This window comes from Dictyoglomus sp. DH, from assembly GCF_055181375.1.
Genome location: NZ_CM143706.1, coordinates 868,715 through 886,362 on the forward strand (window position 1 = coordinate 868,715; position 17,648 = coordinate 886,362).

At 38.8% G+C, this 17,648-nt stretch carries 13 protein-coding genes, 1 tRNA gene and 3 rRNA genes; 15 read left to right on the plus strand and 2 right to left on the minus strand.

Going from position 1 to position 17,648, the window contains the following annotated elements; translation table 11 throughout:
- Positions 1–5 precede the first annotated feature (5 nt).
- Positions 6–1,313, plus strand: a complete 1,308-nt coding sequence (locus ACY3JJ_RS04110) for a TldD/PmbA family protein (protein WP_463092515.1) — start codon at positions 6–8, stop codon at positions 1,311–1,313.
- Positions 1,314–1,334: 21 nt separating this feature from the next.
- The gene (locus tag ACY3JJ_RS04115; protein ID WP_463092516.1) at positions 1,335–1,811 is read left to right on the plus strand and encodes a ferritin-like domain-containing protein; all 477 of its coding nucleotides are present in this window, start codon (positions 1,335–1,337) and stop codon (positions 1,809–1,811) included.
- Here the strand turns inward: ACY3JJ_RS04115 and dapF are convergent.
- Positions 1,808–2,668 (minus strand): diaminopimelate epimerase, encoded by an 861-nt coding sequence (gene dapF, locus ACY3JJ_RS04120; RefSeq protein ID WP_463092517.1) that lies wholly within the window; start codon positions 2,666–2,668, stop codon positions 1,808–1,810. The genes ACY3JJ_RS04115 and dapF overlap by 4 nt on opposite strands.
- 80 nt (positions 2,669–2,748) lie before the next feature.
- On the opposite strand from dapF, the gene ACY3JJ_RS04125 reads away from it, so the two are divergent.
- From ACY3JJ_RS04125 to rrf, 5 genes are all read left to right on the plus strand, one after another.
- A complete protein-coding gene (locus ACY3JJ_RS04125) occupies positions 2,749–4,494 on the plus strand; it encodes an ATP-dependent DNA ligase (RefSeq protein ID WP_463092518.1) in 1,746 nt (581 codons plus the stop codon).
- Between the two features lie 57 nt (positions 4,495–4,551).
- Complete coding sequence (locus ACY3JJ_RS04130; RefSeq protein ID WP_463082013.1) at positions 4,552–4,689, plus strand: hypothetical protein; 138 nt, start codon at positions 4,552–4,554, stop codon at positions 4,687–4,689.
- 7 nt (positions 4,690–4,696) lie between these two features.
- Positions 4,697–6,245: ribosomal RNA gene (locus ACY3JJ_RS04135) — 16S ribosomal RNA — on the plus strand.
- Positions 6,246–6,362: 117 nt separating this feature from the next.
- Positions 6,363–9,377, plus strand: a 23S ribosomal RNA gene (locus tag ACY3JJ_RS04140).
- A gap of 66 nt (positions 9,378–9,443) precedes the next feature.
- Positions 9,444–9,560: ribosomal RNA gene (gene rrf, locus ACY3JJ_RS04145) — 5S ribosomal RNA — on the plus strand.
- Together the 16S, 23S and 5S rRNA genes form the textbook arrangement of a ribosomal RNA operon.
- A 26-nt stretch (positions 9,561–9,586) precedes the next feature.
- Here the strand turns inward: rrf and ACY3JJ_RS04150 are convergent.
- Entirely contained in the window at positions 9,587–11,584 is a 1,998-nt protein-coding gene (locus tag ACY3JJ_RS04150; protein WP_463092519.1) for an HD family phosphohydrolase, read from the minus strand.
- Positions 11,585–11,647: 63 nt separating this feature from the next.
- Here ACY3JJ_RS04150 and ACY3JJ_RS04155 point away from each other — a divergent pair.
- From ACY3JJ_RS04155 to ACY3JJ_RS04190, 8 genes are all read left to right on the plus strand, one after another.
- Positions 11,648–11,723: transfer RNA gene (locus tag ACY3JJ_RS04155), tRNA-Gln, on the plus strand.
- Between the two features lie 27 nt (positions 11,724–11,750).
- Positions 11,751–12,665, plus strand: a complete 915-nt coding sequence (locus ACY3JJ_RS04160; RefSeq protein WP_463092520.1) for a sugar phosphate nucleotidyltransferase — start codon at positions 11,751–11,753, stop codon at positions 12,663–12,665.
- Positions 12,666–12,667: 2 nt separating this feature from the next.
- Positions 12,668–13,609, plus strand: a complete 942-nt coding sequence (locus tag ACY3JJ_RS04165) for a ribose-phosphate diphosphokinase (RefSeq protein WP_463082432.1) — start codon at positions 12,668–12,670, stop codon at positions 13,607–13,609.
- A 40-nt stretch (positions 13,610–13,649) separates the two neighbouring features.
- On the plus strand, positions 13,650–14,267 hold the full coding sequence (locus tag ACY3JJ_RS04170; protein ID WP_463092521.1) for a 50S ribosomal protein L25/general stress protein Ctc: 618 nt from the start codon (positions 13,650–13,652) through the stop codon (positions 14,265–14,267).
- A gap of 22 nt (positions 14,268–14,289) precedes the next feature.
- Entirely contained in the window at positions 14,290–15,159 is an 870-nt protein-coding gene (locus ACY3JJ_RS04175) for a DegV family protein (protein ID WP_463092522.1), read from the plus strand.
- Between the two features lies 1 nt (position 15,160).
- Complete coding sequence (locus ACY3JJ_RS04180) at positions 15,161–16,690, plus strand: R3H domain-containing nucleic acid-binding protein (protein ID WP_463092580.1); 1,530 nt, start codon at positions 15,161–15,163, stop codon at positions 16,688–16,690.
- Between the two features lie 10 nt (positions 16,691–16,700).
- A complete protein-coding gene (gene tmk, locus ACY3JJ_RS04185) occupies positions 16,701–17,309 on the plus strand; it encodes a dTMP kinase (RefSeq protein ID WP_463082429.1) in 609 nt (202 codons plus the stop codon).
- 10 nt (positions 17,310–17,319) lie between these two features.
- The gene (locus ACY3JJ_RS04190; protein WP_463082428.1) at positions 17,320–17,646 is read left to right on the plus strand and encodes a cyclic-di-AMP receptor; all 327 of its coding nucleotides are present in this window, start codon (positions 17,320–17,322) and stop codon (positions 17,644–17,646) included.
- Positions 17,647–17,648: the final 2 nt, after the last annotated feature.

Genomic DNA, 17,648 nt, shown 5'->3' on the forward strand with positions numbered 1-17,648 from the left:
TAATCATGTTAGATATGAAATCTGTTTTGAAACTTCTTAAGAAAAAGAAAGTTGAAGGAGAAATTTTTTATCAAGAAAAGGAAAAACATTCTTTAACAATATATGGTGGAGACGTAGAGAAATATCAAGTATCAAAAGAACAAGGTATAGGTATAAGAATACTTAAAAAAAACAAGCAAAGTTTTTCATATACAACAGATATCAAGAATGTGGAGGAAGCTATAAATAAGGCATTGGCATATGTTGATTATATGCCTATTGATGAAAATTGGAGTTTAGTAGAAGATTTGGAAGCCAAGGATATAAAAAGATATATTGAGGATCCCCCAATGGAGGAAAGAATTAACACTCTTAAAGAAATTGAGAAAAAAATATATTCTAAGGATAAGAGAATAAAAAATATAAGAAATATAGTTTGGGAGAAAATATGTGATAATAATATGATAATAAATACATTAAATACTTTCCTTGAATACAATTATCAATATCAATATGTTTATGTAGAAATTTCAGCTTCTGATGGGAATAGTGAAAGAAGTGGTTTTGAGTTTGATGCTGGAAGGACCTGGTATGATTTGAATTTTGATGATCTAGTAGATAAGGTTGTATGGAAGGCTACGAGCTTATTGGGAGCTGAGCCAATCCTATCTAAACGTACTACAATTTTACTCCCCTCAGATGTGGCAAGTGATTTTTTAGAGCTTCTTTCATATATGTTTATTGCTGACAATGTTCAGAAAAACAAATCATTGTTGAAGGGATTAATTAATCAAAGAGTAGCATCTCCAATATTGAGTATTATAGAGGATCCTACTGATGAAAGGTCATTAATTCCAAGGGCTTTTGATGATGAGGGAGTTAAAACATATAAAAAGTATCTTGTTGAAGATGGAATATTAAAGGAATATCTTCATAATTTGTACACTGCTAATAAAGAAAAAAGAAATTCTACTGGAAATGGAGTGCGTCTTAATTTTAAGAGTCTACCTAAAATAGCCCCCTTCAATATGTATATAAAACCAGGTATTAGAACAGAGAGAGAGATAATATCTTCTGTGAAAGATGGTATTTATATTATTTCTTTAATGGGATTACATCTTGCAGATACAGTTTCTGGAGATTTTTCCTTAGGTATAGAAGGTTTGCAAATAAAAGATGGTGAATTTTATAAACCGTTAGCAGAGATGACAGTTGCTGGAAATTTAAAGGATCTTTTAAAATCAATATCTGAAGTAGGAAGCGAATTATATTTTAAAGGGAATGTAATTTCTCCAATAATAAAGTTAGAAGATGTTATGGTATCTGGAAAGTAAAAAAAGGAGGTTTTGTAGAAAATGGTAAAGATGTTTTCTTCTGCTGATCTTTTAGAAATGGCAATTCACTTGGAAGAAGAGGGTGAAAAATTTTATAAGATATTGGAATCTAAAGTAGAGAAAGAAGACTTAAAAAGACTATTTTCATATCTTGCTGTTCAGGAGCATTCTCATGCAATAACTTTTAAAGAGATTTATCGTGAGATTGAAAAAGAAGGTTTTGTATCTGCTTATCCTGATGAAGAAGCCAATAAATATTTACATGCTTGGGTGGATTCACAGGCATTTATTGATTGGAATGAACTTACCAAGAAAACTGTATGGAACAAAGAAGAAGTATTAGAACTTGCTATCAGACTTGAGAAGGATTCTCTTTTATTTTATTATGAGATAGAACCATTTATACCAGAGAAAGATAGAAAAATCCTCTCTGAGATAATAAAACAAGAGAAAGACCATTTATATCAATTAACAGAATTTAAAAAAGGAATGATTTAAATCTCTTTAAGTTTTTCCAAAAATTCTTCAGAAAATTGACCTTTAAATACTTCTTCTACAGGACCTATGAGGTTAACAGTCCAATCTTTATTTATTCTTATTTTTAATTCGCCACCAGGCATAAGAACCTCTACACAATTATTGACAAGACCTTTTTTATATGCTGCTGAAACTGCTGCACAAGAGCTACTACCAGATGCAAGTGTATAACCAGCACCTCTTTCCCATATTCTTATCTCTATTTTTTCAGGAGATATTACCTTTACCATTTGAACATTTGTTCTATTTGGAAAGAGAGGGTGATTTTCCAAAATTGGACCTAATTTTTTAATTTTTTCTTCATCAATATTGTCAACAAAAAACACACAGTGAGGGTTACCTATGGCAAGACAGGTTATTTCTATTTTTTCGTGATCTATTTCTAATTCTTTGTCTACAATTTCTTCTTCTTTTGTATTTACAGGAATTTCTTTAGTATTAAAGGTAACTTTTCCCATTTCAATTTCTATACTTTTTGCTTTGTTATTTTTTTCCTCAATTATATTGGCTTTAACCCTTCCTCCTAATGTGTGTATAAAAAATCCTTTTTGAGAGGTAAAACCATAGTCGTATATATATTTAGCTAAAATTCTGAGTCCATTGCCACTCTTTTCTGCTTCACTTCCGTCAGGATTAAAAATTCTGACAGCAAATTCATTATCATTAATCTTTTCAAATACAAGGATGCCATCAGATCCTATACCCTTATTTCTATTACAGATTAATCTAATGTTTTTCTCGTTTAATATAAAATCAATTTTATTTTTTTCGAGGACTATATAATCATTTCCAAGACCATGACTTTTTACAAATTCCATAACTAATTTTCCTCCCTTCTTTTTTATAGTGATAAAATTAATTATATCAAAAGATTTTAATGAAAGGAGAATGAAGAGGTATGTTTTTTAGTGAATTGGCCGAATATTTTAGAAGATTAGAAATTACTACAAAAAGAAATGAGATGACTGAAATATTAGCTGATTTATTTAAAAAGGCAGATAAAGAAGAAATTGATAAGATAATCTATCTATTAAATGGAAGAGTTACTCCTGAATATGAAAAAGTCGAGTTTGGTATGTCAGATAAATTAGTATTAAGAGCTATGACTTTAGCATTTATAGTGCCTATATCAGAACTTGAAAGGGTTTATAAGGAAATAGGAGACTTGGGAGAAATTGTAATAAGATACCATAGAGGAGGAGAAAGAGATTTATCAATTACTGAGGTGTTTAATGTTTTATATGAGATAGCTAGTATCTCTGGAGAAGGAAGTGTTGATACTAAAGTAAATAGATTGGCATTTCTTATAAACTCCTTAACTTCAGAAGGAGCAAAATATCTGGTAAGAATAGTTTTAGGAAAATTAAGGCTTGGAATAGGAGAGCCAACAATTATGGATGCTCTTTCTTATGCAAAGGCAAAAGATAAGACTCTAAGGTCTTTTATAGAAAGAGCTTTTAATATTACTTCTGATTTAGGATATGTGGCTAAGGTTTTTTGGGAAGGAGGTACAGAAGCTCTAAAGAAAATCAAGGTACAAGTTGGAAGACCAATAAGGATGGCATTAGCAGAAAGGGTTTCTAAGCCTGAAGAGATCATTAAAAAAATGGGTAAATGCTCAGTAGAACCTAAGTTTGATGGATTTAGGTGTCAGATACATAAAAAAGGTAAAATTGTCAAAATTTTCTCAAGAAATTTAGAAGATAATACCCATATGTTTCCTGATTTAGTAGAAGGAATACTTAATCAGATACCTAAGGAGGAGATAATAATTGAGGGTGAAGCTATCGCTTATAATCCCGAAACTGGAGAGTTTTATCCTTTTCAGATTACTGTTCAAAGAAAGAGGAAATATAATATCAGTGAAATGGTAGAGCTTTTTCCTCTCCAGCTATTTACTTTTGATATATTATATGTAAATGGAGAAGATATTACATCCTTACCTTATCTTAGAAGAAGAAAAAAATTAGAAGAGAATATAAAAGAAGGAGATAAAATTTTTATAACAAAGAATATTGTTACCAGTGATCCGAAGGAAATACAGATGTTTTTTGAGGAATGTATTAGTGAAGGATTGGAAGGTATTGTAGCTAAGAGATTAGATGCCCCATATCAGGCAGGAGTAAGAAATTTTAACTGGATAAAATTAAAGAGATCTTATCAAAGTCATCTTACAGATACAGTTGATTGTGTGATTCTTGGATATTTTAAAGGAAGAGGACATAGAGCAAAATTTGGAATAGGTGCCCTTCTTGTTGGAGTGTATGATCAAGAGAGAGATCTATTTAAGACTATAGCAAAAATAGGAACAGGCCCAACGGAAGAGGAATGGGTAAAATTTAGGGAAGTTTTAGATGAAGTAAAAGTTGACCATAAACCCAGTAATGTTGATTCTTTAATAGAACCTGATGTATGGGTAGAACCTAAATATGTGGTAGAAATTCAAGCTGATGAAATAACAAGAAGCCCCGTGCATACTTGTGGGAAAGAAACTGATGGATTAGGTTATGCATTAAGATTCCCAAGAGTTATTGGCTTTATTAGAGAGGATAAAGGTCCTTATGATGCAACTTCTGTCTCTGAAATTTTAGAAATGTTTAGAAATCAAAGAAGAGAGAAGGTAGAAGAAGATCAAGAGGTATAAAAGGCTTTTTTGCCTTTTTATATTTTTTTGTCCCCCTCTTGCAAAAGGGAGATATATATGATAGAATTTAATCCGCCCGATGAGAAAGGGCGGATGCACATTAGACAAAGGGAGAAAAGGGAGAGAGAAGAGAGAAGGAAGAAGAGAGGAAGGCATATAGAGAGCGAGGATACAGACCCGAAAGGGAAGGTATGATATATACTGGATGGAGGGTTTGATCCTGGCTCAGGACGAACGCTGGCGGCGTGCCTAAGGCATGCAAGTCGAGCGGTAGCTCCTATTGGGATAACCGATAGGAGTGAGAGCGGCGCACGGGTGAGTAACACGTAGGTAACCTACCCCAGAGAGGGGGATAACACCTCGAAAGGGGTGCTAAACCCCCATATACTTATCGAGCGGAGAGCTAAGGTAAGGAAAGAGTATACAGAGGCAACTCTGTATACTGCTCTGGGATGGGCCTGCGGCCTATCAGCTAGTTGGTGGGGTAATGGCCCACCAAGGCGAAGACGGGTAGCCGGCCTGAGAGGGTGGTCGGCCACACTGGGACTGAGACACGGCCCAGACTCCTACGGGAGGCAGCAGCCGGGAATCTTCCGCAATGGGGGAAACCCTGACGGAGCGACGCCGCGTGAGGGAAGAAGCCCTTCGGGGTGTAAACCTCTTTTCTCGGGGAAGAAAGCTGACGGTACCCGAGGAAAAAGCCCCGGCTAACTACGTGCCAGCAGCCGCGGTAAGACGTAGGGGGCGAGCGTTGTCCGGATTTACTGGGCGTAAAGGGCGTGTAGGCGGCTTAGCAAGTCAGATGTGGAAGCCCCAAGCTCAACTTGGGGAGGCCATCTGATACTGCTAAGCTAGAGGGCAGGAGAGGAGAGCGGAACTTCCGGTGTAGCGGTGAAATGCGTAGATATCGGAAGGAACGCCGGTGGCGAAGGCGGCTCTCTGGACTGGCCCTGACGCTGAGGCGCGAAAGCTAGGGGAGCGAACGGGATTAGATACCCCGGTAGTCCTAGCCGTAAACGATGGGCACTAGGTGTGGGGAGTCAGACTCTCCGTGCTGCAGCAAACGCGATAAGTGCCCCGCCTGGGGAGTACGGCCGCAAGGCTAAAACTCAAAGGAATTGACGGGGGCCCGCACAAGCGGTGGAGCGCGTGGTTTAATTCGATGCTAAGCGAAGAACCTTACCAGGGCTTGACATGCAGGCTGAAAGCTTACCCGAAAGGGTAAGTGCCGAATGAGGGGGGTTTCCCCTTATTTGGAGCCTGCACAGGTGGTGCATGGCTGTCGTCAGCTCGTGTCGTGAGATGTTGGGTTAAGTCCCGCAACGAGCGCAACCCCTGCCCTTAGTTGCCAGCGGGTAAAGCCGGGCACTCTAAGGGGACTGCCGGCGATGAGCCGGAGGAAGGTGGGGATGACGTCAAGTCAGTATGCCCCTTATGCCCTGGGCTACACACGCGCTACAATGGGTGGTACAGAGGGGAGCGAAGCCGCGAGGTGGAGCGAATCCCTAAAACCACCCCCAGTTCAGATCGCAGGCTGCAACTCGCCTGCGTGAAGGCGGAATCGCTAGTAACCGCAGATCAGCCACGCTGCGGTGAATACGTTCTCGGGCCTTGTACACACCGCCCGTCACACCACGAGAGTCCGCAACACCCGAAGTCAGGCGAAGAGCCTGCCGAAGGTGGGGCGGATGATTGGGGTGAAGTCGTAACAAGGTAGCCGTACCGGAAGGTGCGGCTGGATCACCTCCTTTCTTATGGAGAAGGAAAAGTGTCCTCTTTTTCCTTTATCTCTTCTCCCTCTTTTCTCCCTGTATCTTTGCACCTTAGACAAGAGAAGATAGAGAGGGATGATGCAGTAATCAGCCGGGCGTCAAAGTAGAAAGGGCGTACGGTGGATGCCTAGGCGCCAAGGGCCGAAGAAGGACGCGGCAGGCGGCGAAACGCCCCGGGGAGCTGCGAGCAAGCTATGATCCGGGGATTTCCGAATGGGGAAACCCACTCTGGGTAATGCCAGAGTATCCCTAAGGGGAAACTCTTAGGGAGGGGAACTGGGGGAACTGAAACATCTTAGTACCCCGAGGAGAAGAAAGAGACAATCGATTCCCTGAGTAGTGGTGAGCGAAAGGGGAGGAGCCTAAACCTGAGTGGTGGAGAAGCTCGCGGGCGTTGCCACTCAGGGGTAGAGGGATAAGGCCGGAGGGAGCCGCGACTCTCTCGTAAGGGAATACATACTTAGCCGAACAGTCTGGGAAGGCTGGCCAGAGAGGGTGAGAGCCCCGTAGGCGAAAAGTATGTATCTCTTATGGGCCTTAATCCCGAGTAGCGTGGGGCACGTGGAATCCTGCGCGAATCAGGGCGGACCACCGCCTAAGGCTAAATACCCTTGGTGACCGATAGCGCATAGTACCGTGAGGGAAAGGTGAAAAGAACCCCGGAGAGGGGAGTGAAATAGAACCTGAAACCGTACGTCCACAAGGAGTAGGAGAGCGATGCTCAAAAGGGGGTAACTCTTTTGAGCTGGCTCGACTGCGTGCCTGTTGAAGAATGAGCCGGCGAGTTAATGCGTGTGGCGAGGTTAAGGGAGAGGAGTCCCGGAGCCGAAGTGAAAGCGAGCCTGAAGAGGGCGTCAAGTCACACGCATTAGACCCGAAACCAGGCGAGCTACCCATGGCCAGGATGAAGCGGGGTTAACCCCCCGTGGAGGTCCGAACCCGTTAGCAGTGAAAAGCTATGGGATGAGCTGTGGGTAGGAGTGAAAAGCTAATCGAGCCTGGAGATAGCTGGTTCTCCCCGAAATAGCTTTAGGGCTAGCCTCAGCTGATGAAGCCTAAGGAGGTAGAGCACTGGTTGGGCGAGGGGCGGGGATCCGCTGCCGAGTCCAGTCAAACTCCGAATGCCTTAGGTGGATGGCTGGGAGTCGGACTGTGGGGGATAAGCTCCATAGTCGAGAGGGGAACAGCCCAGATCAACAGCTAAGGTCCCAAAGTCCGGGCTAAGTGGTAAAGGAGGTAGCTTGGCGAAGACAGTCAGGATGTTGGCTTAGAAGCAGCCATCATTCAAAGAGTGCGTAATAGCTCACTGATCGAGCCAAGCTGCGCCGAAAATACACGGGGCTAAAGCCCGGCACCGAAGCTTTGGGTTCTACCTATCTTCGGGTAGGTAGAGCGGTAGGGGAGCGTTCCGCTGTAGGGAGAAGGCGGACCGGAAGGACCGCTGGACGAGGCGGAAGTGAGAATGCCGGCATGAGTAGCGAAAAGGAGGGTGAGAATCCCTCCCACCGAAAGCCCGAGGTTTCCTGGGTAAAGCTCGTCTTCCCAGGGTTAGGCGGGAGCTAAGCCGAGGCCGAAAGGCGTAGGTGATGCACAGCCGGTTAATATTCCGGCCCCACCTGCTAACCGTTAATACCGAAGGAGGGACGCAGGAGGGTAGGTGCGCCTGGTGGTGACATACCAGGTCCAAGCTCTAAGGGAGGGAGTGTAGGCAAATCCGCACTCCTGATGAACCGAGGAGTGATGGGGAGTCCTCGAGAGAGGGCGAAGGCATCGAGCCCACACTGCCGAGAAAAGCTTCTAGGGAGGTTAGCGGGTGCCCGTACCGCAAACCGACACAGGTGGGCGAGGTGAAGATCCAAAGGTGCGCGGGATAACCCTCGTTAAGGAACTCGGCAAAATGGCCCCGTACGTTCGCAAGAAGGGGTGCCCGAGTAAGGTGAATAGCCTGAAAGGGCCGCAGTGAAGTGGCTCTGGGGACTGTTTACCAAAAACACAGGTCTCTGCTAAGGCGTAGAAGCCGATGTATAGGGGCTGAGGCCTGCCCGGTGCTGGAAGGTTAAGGGGAAGGGTTAGGGGAATACCCGAAGCCCTGAACCGAAGCCCCAGTGAACGGCGGCCGTAACTATAACGGTCCTAAGGTAGCGAAATTCCTTGTCGGGTAAGTTCCGACCCGCATGAAAGGCATAACCACTGGAGCGCTGTCTCAACGAGGGGCCCGGTGAAATTAGAGTGTCCGTGAAGATACGGACTACCCGTGGCAGGACGGAAAGACCCCGTGAAGCTTTACTGCAGCCTGGCATTGAACTTTGGCACCGCATGTAGAGGATAGGTGGGAGGCTGAGAAGCAGGGGCGCCAGCCTCTGTGGAGCCGCCGGTGGAATACCACCCTTGTGGTGTTGGGGTTCTAACCCCAAAAGAAGAGCCTTTTGGGGGACAGTGCTTGGTGGGCAGTTTGACTGGGGCGGTCGCCTCCTAAAAGGTAACGGAGGCGCCCAAAGGTAGGCTTGGCACGGTTAGAAATCGTGCCTAAAGTGTAAGGGCGTTAAGCCTGCCTGACTGTGAGGCCGACGGGCCGAGCAGAGACGAAAGTCGGGCCTAGTGATCCGGTGGTCCCGAGTGGAAGGGCCATCGCTCAACGGATAAAAGTTACTCCGGGGATAACAGGCTGATCTCGCCCGAGAGTCCACATCGACGGCGAGGTTTGGCACCTCGATGTCGGCTCACCGCATCCTGGGGCTGGAGAAGGTCCCAAGGGTTGGGCTGTTCGCCCATTAAAGCGGTACGTGAGCTGGGTTCAGAACGTCGTGAGACAGTTCGGTCCCTATCCGCCACGGGCGTAGGAAACTTGAGGGGAACTGCTCCTAGTACGAGAGGACCGGAGCAGGCGGACCTCTGGTGTACCAGTTGTGCCGTCAGGTGCAGGAGCTGGGTAGCCAAGTCCGTACGGGATAAGCGCTGAAAGCATCTAAGCGCGAAGCCCACCCCAAGATAAGGTTTCCCACAGGGAAAACCTGGTAAGGCACCTCCGAGAAGAGGAGGTAGATAGGCCGGAGGTGGAAGCGCAGCAATGCGTGAAGCCGACCGGTACTAATATGCCGAGGCTTTGACGCCTGGCTGGTTACGGTGTGATCTCTCTCAAGAAGGATTTATGATGGAGTTATGAAAGAAGAGGAGGCTACTGGTGATTAGAGCGGAGGGGAAACGCCCGTTCCCATTCCGAACACGGAAGCTAAGCCCTCCAGCGCCGATGGTACTGCCCTGGCAACGGGGTGGGAGAGTAGGTCATCGCCAGAGAGCCTCCTCTTTTTTTGTTGATTTTTTTATTCTTCCTTAAGTTTAAAACTTGGATATGGTATCCTTGGGTGTCTTAGCTCAATAATTGTTTTTATAAAACTCTGAGCAATTTTTTCTAATTCTTCTAAGGTTAGTTTACTGTTTTCTAATTGTCCATCTATAAGTTTTTCTCTAATTACTTCTCTTATTACTTTTTCTATAGTTTCTGGAGTAATATTAGTAATGGTTCTTGTGGCTGCTTCTATGCTATCTGCCAACATCACTATAGCTGCTTCTTTAGATTCGGGTTTTGGGCCAGGATATCTAAAATCATCCTCAGGTACATATTTCTTAGAAATCTGTAATTGCTTATTGTAAAAATAGTTAATGAGGCTTGTACCATGATGTTGCTCAACAATATCTATAATGTTTTTGGGAAACTTATAATTATTTAAAATTATCGCTCCATCTTTTGGATGTGATTTGATAATAAGAGCACTTATATAGGGAGATAAATTTTCATGAGGATTATTTTGGCCTGGAAGAAGGTTTTCTATGAAATATTGAGGTCTTTTTACTTTACCTATGTCGTGATATAAGGCTGCAGTTCTTGTTATTCTCTCATTTGCTCCAGCTTCTTTAGCTGCTCTTTCTGCTAAGTTTCCTACAATTAAACTGTGATAATAAGTACCTGGTGCTTCCATAAGGAGTTTTCTTAGAAGGGGATGATCTGGATTTGTCATTTCTAATAATTTTAATGGTGTAGCTACTCTAAATAATTCTTCTATGGGAGGAATTATTCCCACTGAAAGAATAGCTGATAAGGTAGGGTTAATAAATGAATAAATCATGTTTGTATATGTCAAATCTGACTCGTTAAAAACAAGCTTGCCAAAAACAATAAAGGGTATTCTAATTAGTGATATAAGAAAACCAATCTTTACATAATCTGATCTGTTTTCTAATTCTTTAATTTTGTTATTTATGATAAGAAAATCAAAGAACGATAAAATAGGGATAGTATAAGAAAAGGAGAAAATAGAAGAGCTTACTATTATTGTTAGAGAAACAATATAAGATAATGGAAAATCTAATAAAACTGTAGAAATGAATAAATATGAAGTTAAAGGATTTAAGTAGGGAGAATAGAAAGAGAAAATCTTAGATGAAAGTATTGATAGAGTAAATAAAAAATTCATCAATAGAAAAATATTTAAGTCTTTTTCTATTATTAAATATTTTCTCGTAAAAATGGTAATGGATAATTGGAGAGCTGATAAAGTTAAAAAAAGACTTATAAGTCTTAATATGTTTTTTTGAGAAAGGGTATAGCCTAAGGCCTCTAAAATTATAAATTTATCTCTTGTTATTTTTTCACTCTTTCTAACAATAATTTCACCTTTTGTAATTAGTCTTTCTATAGGTTTAATGGACTTTAATAGTTCTTGTTTTTTTGTTTCTGTCTCTTTTTCATTTATAAACATGTTAGGAACTATCAGTATTTCTGAAAGTTCTTGGGCTATTTGGGCTGGTATATAAATTTCATCTATTAGGAAATTTATAAATTTTTGTTTTACTTCATCAGTCTCTTCTGGTTTAATCCCTTTTGTATAATTTTCTGTTAACCATTTCTCTATTTTCTTTTTAATTAGGTTAATTCTTGATGAGGGAAGAGAAGAAAAATACTTGGTTATATTTGAAGATTCTTCTTTAACTATCATTAATTCTGATAGCTTGCTAATATTCTGTAAGATAATATTCTGGTCAATAGTATAAACTGGTTTGAATTGAGAAAGAAGGAGATTTTTTATTCTTTCTGTTTCCTCTTCATCTTTATATATTATAGTTCTTGGTGCTTCTATATTTTTAGGGGCTATATCTCCTATTTTTAAAGGTGGGGTAATAATAAAATCAATTAAAAGGATTAAAAGGTCGATAATTATAAATAATAATAGAGGATTAACTATATTATGTTTTGATTTTTCAATCAGATTTTTATAGACTTTTCTTAAATTTTTAAAGTTTGAATTAATCCTGACTTTCATTTTGAAAATTATTTTATCATTTATTGACCTCTTTTTCACTATAATATATAATTATTTTGGCACTGGGGAGTAGCCAAGCTGGTAAGGCAGCGGACTTTGGATCCGCCATTCGCTGGTTCGAATCCAGCCTCCCCAGCCAATTTTTATTATAAAAATTCACCTAAGCATGAATGGATTTAAGGCTATAATTTTAGCAGCAGGACAAGGTAAAAGGATGAGAACTGAGCTTCCAAAGGTTCTTCATCCCCTCTATGAATCTAATCTTTTAGATTTTTTACTTGATACAATAAAGTCGGTTTTTGGTGAAAATTATATATTAGTTGTGAGCCCCAAAATAAAAGCGTTAATTTCTGATAATGATCACATGGTGGTTCAAGATGTTCCTTTAGGTACAGGTGATGCAATAAAAAGGGCTGAAGAAAAACTTGGTAATTTTAGTGGTAATCTGGTAATATTTCCAGGAGATGTACCTTTAGTGGAAGAAAATACGATAAGAGATTTGTGTAGGGAACATATAGAAAAAAATAATGATTGTACCTTAGTAACTACTTTTTTAGAAGATCCTAAAGGATATGGAAGAGTTGTACGTGATTTTAATGGTAATGTTTTGAAAATTGTAGAAGAAAAAGATGCAGATGAAGAAGAAAAGAATATCAAGGAGATTAATACATCTATTTATGTTTTTAAATGGATGTATCTTAAAGAAATTTTACCACTTTTATCTAACAATAATGCTCAAGGAGAATTTTATTTAACTGATGCGATTAGATATTTTGTTGAAAAAGGCAAAAAAGTTGGTGTTTTTCATGTAAATAAGGAAGAGGTGTTAGGAGCTAACACTCAGGAAGAGCTTGCATTTTTAAGAAAAATATTAAAGAATAAAATAAATAAAAAACATATGGAAAATGGTGTTATTATGATAGAACCGGAGAATGTTGTAATAGGGAAAAAAACTAATATAGAGCATGATGTTATTGTATATCCTTTTTCTTTCATATTTGGAGATATTAATCTTAAAAAGGGAGCAATAATTGGGCCTTACTCATATATAAATATAAATAAAAGAGTTAAAGGAGAGTAAGTATGGCACATAAATGTTTAGCTTTGTATAGTGGGACCTCTAATAGGGAACTTGCTGAAGAAGTAGCTAAATATTTAGGTATTGAGCTTGGAGAAATTGAAATAAGAAGATTTTCAGATGGTGAGATATATGCAAGGATTTCAAAAAGTGTAAGAGGAGCAGAAGTATATGTAATTCAGTCTCTTGGTAGCAGAGTGAATGAATACTTTATGGAACTTTTAGTAATAATTGATGCTTTAAAAAGGGCATCTGCAGATGAGGTTACAGCTGTAATTCCATATTATGCTTATGCAAGACAGGATAGAAAAACTAAATCTCGAGAGCCTATTTCTGCTAAGCTTATAGCTAATATTCTTACAGTTGCTGGGGCTTCAAGGGTTGTAACTATGGACCTTCATGCTGGTCAGATTCAGGGGTTTTTTGATATTCCTGTTGATAATTTAACAGCTTTACCTCTTTTTTCAAGGTATTTTCAGGATAAAAATCTTAAAAATCCTGTTGTTATATCACCTGATATTGGAGGTGTTACAAGAGCAAGAGCTTTAGCAGAAAGATTACATACTCCTCTTGCTATAATTTATAAAAGAAGACCAGCTCCAGAGGTGGCAGAGGTTGAGGAAATAATTGGAGATGTTATAGAAAGAGATGTTATTATATGTGATGATATAATTACAACAGGGAATACTCTTTTTTCAGCGGCAAAGCTTTTAAGAGAAAGAGGTGCAAGAGATATTTATGCAGCTGTTACGCATGGTATCTTAACAAATGATGCCCATAAGAGATTAGAAGAATCTGAGATAAAGGAATTAGTAGTAACTAACACAATACCAATTCCTGTGGAAAAGAGGGTCCCAAGGCTTACTATAATATCAGTAGGTAATCTTTTAGGAGAAGCTATTAAAAGGATCTCAAATAAGGATTCCTTAAGTTCATTATTTGACTAAAAAATTGATTAAAAAAATTGATTTAAGGAGGTTTAAGAAAATGGATGTGGTTGAAATAAAAGTCAAAAAAAGAGAGAAATTAGGAAAAGAATCTGCAAAAAAATATAGAAGAATGGGGTTGGTACCAGGTGTAATGTATGGGGTACACTTGAAGGAAAATGTTCATATATTGATAGAAAGAAAGGCATTGTGGGATCTAATTAAAAGAGGGCATTCAAAAGAACAGCATATACTTAAAATAATAGTAGAAGATGGTAATAACAGTGTTACTGAGACTGCTTTACTTCAAGATATACAAATTGACCCATTAACAGATGAACCAATACATGTAGATTTTCATGCTGTAACATTGGAAGAAGTAGTAGATGTTTATGTGCCTGTGGTTCTTAAAGGAGAGCCAAAAGGAGTTAAACAGGGTGGGTTGTTACAACATGGAGTGGAAGAAATTTTAGTTAGGGCTTTACCTCTTGATATACCTACCAATATAGAAGTAGATATTTCGGATTTGGATATTGGAGATGCGATTACTGTGGGGGATTTAAATATCCCTGATAAAATTAAGGTATTAACTCCTCTTGATGATGTTATAGTTGCCATAGTAACCCCACAAAGGTATACAGAAGAAACTACTGTTTCTGAAGAGACTGAGGGATCTTAAAAATAAATTTAGGGGGGAAAATATGTTTAAAATTGTAACTGATAGTACAGCTGCTCTTCCAAAAGAATATGTAGAAAGATATGATATAATAGTCGTACCGCTAAAGGTTGCTTTTGAGGAAGAAGTGTATAGAGATGGTATAGATATAACGCCTGAAATTTTCTTTAAAAAGGCAAGAGAAACCAATATATTCCCGAAAACTTCTCAGCCTTCTGTGGAAGATTTCTATAATGCATACAAAAATATATTTGAGAAGAATCCAGATTTAGAGGGGATTATATCTATACATATTTCTTCTAAATTAAGTGGAACTATTGGGTCTGCAAATGCTGCAAAAGAGCTTTTACCTTACGGTGATAAAATATATGTGATTGATTCAAAACTTACAGAACTTGCTCTTGGTGTTGTAGTTATAGAGTTGGCTAAGACCATAGAAAAGGGAGCAAGTATAAATGAGATTTTGAATATTCCGGAGATTATGTTTAGAAATTCCGAAGTAAAATTCACAGTAGATACTTTGGAATACCTTTATAGGGGAGGAAGAATAGGCGCAGCCCAAGCATGGATGGGAAGTTTGTTACAGATAAAGCCTATTTTGGAGCTTAGAGATGGAGCAATAGAGCCAGTTGAAAGGGTTAGGACAAAACAAAAAGTGAAATCAAGAATTATAGAAATAATTAAGGAAAGAGTGGGGGATGTTCCTGTAAAAATAGCTATAGCTTATTCTGATAATTATGAAGAAGTCTTAGAAGTCGCAGAAGAAGTAAAGAAAATATTTAGAATTACTGATTTTTATATAGGATCTTTTAGTTGTACTATTCTTTCACATATAGGTCCAGGATCATGGGGTATAATAGCTTTTAAGGAAATTCAAAAAGAAGGAGAGGTATAGAATTTTGGTTCAGCAAATAGTTGATGATTTAGATAAATTTTTATCTATATTTCCTGCGGATATTAAAGAAAAATTGGAAAAGGATTCTGATGTTAAGGATCTTATAGAGGTTGTATTAGATCTTGGTAGGGAAATAGAAGCGAGATTTTATAAAAAAACTATTATTTTTGAAGGAAGATATACTACAGAGGAGGATTTAAATTATATTATTGCCAGAGTTGGCGAGTTTAGTGGTGATAAAAGGGCTGGCATAGAAAGAACATTACACAGAATTTCAGCTATTGAAAATAGACATGGAAGAATTATAGGTTTAACTTGTCGTGTGGGTAGGGCAGTTTTAGGTACTGTAGATATAATAAGAGATGTTATAGAAAGTGGAAAAAATATTCTACTATTAGGAAAACCTGGAGTTGGTAAGACCACCCTTCTTAGAGAGACCGCAAGGGTTTTAGCTGATGAATTAGGTAAAAGGGTAATAATAATAGATACTTCTAATGAAATTGGTGGGGACGGTGATATTCCGCATCCTGCTATTGGTAGAGCAAGGAGAATGCAGGTGCCAAATCCCTCAAAACAACATGATGTGATGATAGAGGCAGTAGAAAATCACATGCCAGAAGTTATAGTAATTGATGAGATTGGTACAGAGCTTGAAGCAAAAGCAGCTCGTACTATTGCAGAAAGAGGGGTACAACTTATTGGTACTGCTCATGGAATAACCTTACAAAACCTTTTATTAAACCCTACATTATCGGATCTTGTGGGTGGTATACAAGTTGTAACTTTAAGTGATGAAGAGGCAAAGAGAAGAGGTACCCAAAAAACGGTATTAGAGAGAAAAGCTCCTCCAACCTTTCAAGTTGTAGTAGAGATACAAGAAAGGGATAAGCTAGCTATTCATCATGATGTAGCAAAAACAGTAGATGCATTATTAAGAGGTTATATTATAAGACCAGAGATAAGAGTAAGGACTGCAGAAGGTGAAGTAAAAAGGGTTGAGGCTTCTGTACTGGAAATTTCTTCTCAAGAGACAGAGGAGTCAGTCGTTAAGATAGATAAAAAGACAGATGTCCTTAAAATTTATCCTTATGGTATAAGTAGAAATAGATTGGAAAAAGCCATTCGAAATCTTGGTGTACCAGCTTTCATAGTAAAAAATTTATCAGAAGCAAATTGTTTACTTATATTGAAAGCTCATCAAAAGAGGGCTAAGGATTTACTTAAAGAGGCAGAAAAAAGAAAGATAGATATAGCAGTATTAAGAAGTAATACTGTGACACAAATTGAAAGGTTTTTAGGAGAAAGATTTGGAATTAAAACTGTAGGAGGAAAGAGTAGCGAAGAAGAAGAGGCCTTAAGAGAAGCTCAAGAAGGAATTGAATATGTTCTTACCCATGAAGAACCCTATGAATTGTCTCCTCAACCTGCCTACATAAGGAGATTACAGCATCAACTTATTCAACAATATGGTTTACATTCTGAGAGTGTTGGTGTGGAGCCCTTTAGAAAAGTAAAAATATTCCCAGCATAGATTTATAAAAATGGAAAGATCTGTATTTATAACTTTTGAAGGTTTAGATGGATCTGGAAAAAGTACTCAGATTTCAATACTTAAAAATTATTTGGAAGATAAAGGTGTAAAGGTCTATGTAACTCGAGAACCTGGAGGAACAGAGGTAGGAGAAAAAATAAGGTCTATCCTTTTAGATCCAGATTTAGCATTAAGACCATGGACCGAAGCTTTTCTCTATATAGGATCAAGAGTAGAAAATACAGAAAAGATTAAGGAAAAGCTTCAAGAAGGGTTTTGGGTTCTATGTGAACGTTATATGGATTCTACTATAGCTTACCAAGGATATGGTAGAGGTTTACCAATAAATATATTATCTGATCTTAATAAGATTGCGACTTCCAATTTGATACCCCATATAACCTTTCTTATTGATATAGATCCTTATAAGTCTTTGAGTAGAAAAAAGAATTTTGATAGAATAGAAAGGGAAAATTTAGAGTTCTATAATAAAGTAAGAAAAGGATATTTAGAAATAGCTGAAATTGAAAAAGATAGATTTGTAGTAATTTCTGGAGATAGACCAAAGGAAGAAGTAAGTAAAGACATCATTGCTTATTTGGAAAGAAAATATCTTTAGAGGTGGATAAATGAAATTAGTTTTTGCTATTATTCAGGAAGAGGATTGGAAAAAAGTTAGAGAGATTCTCTTAGAGAAGAACTTTTCCTTGACCTTCTTTAGAAGTAAAGGAGGATTTTTAGAAGAAAGTAGTGTTACTATAATGACTGTTGTAGAAGATGATGAATTTGAGGATTTTATTACAGTTTTAAAAGAAAATTGTAAGGAAAGAGAAAAAATAATTATTCCTCCTCTTCCTTCTGTAGAACTTTTAAGGATGGTACCAATGCCTGTTAAGGTAAAAGTTGGCGGAGCCATTGTGTTTGCTGTAGATGTGGCTTATTTTGAGAAGATTTAGAG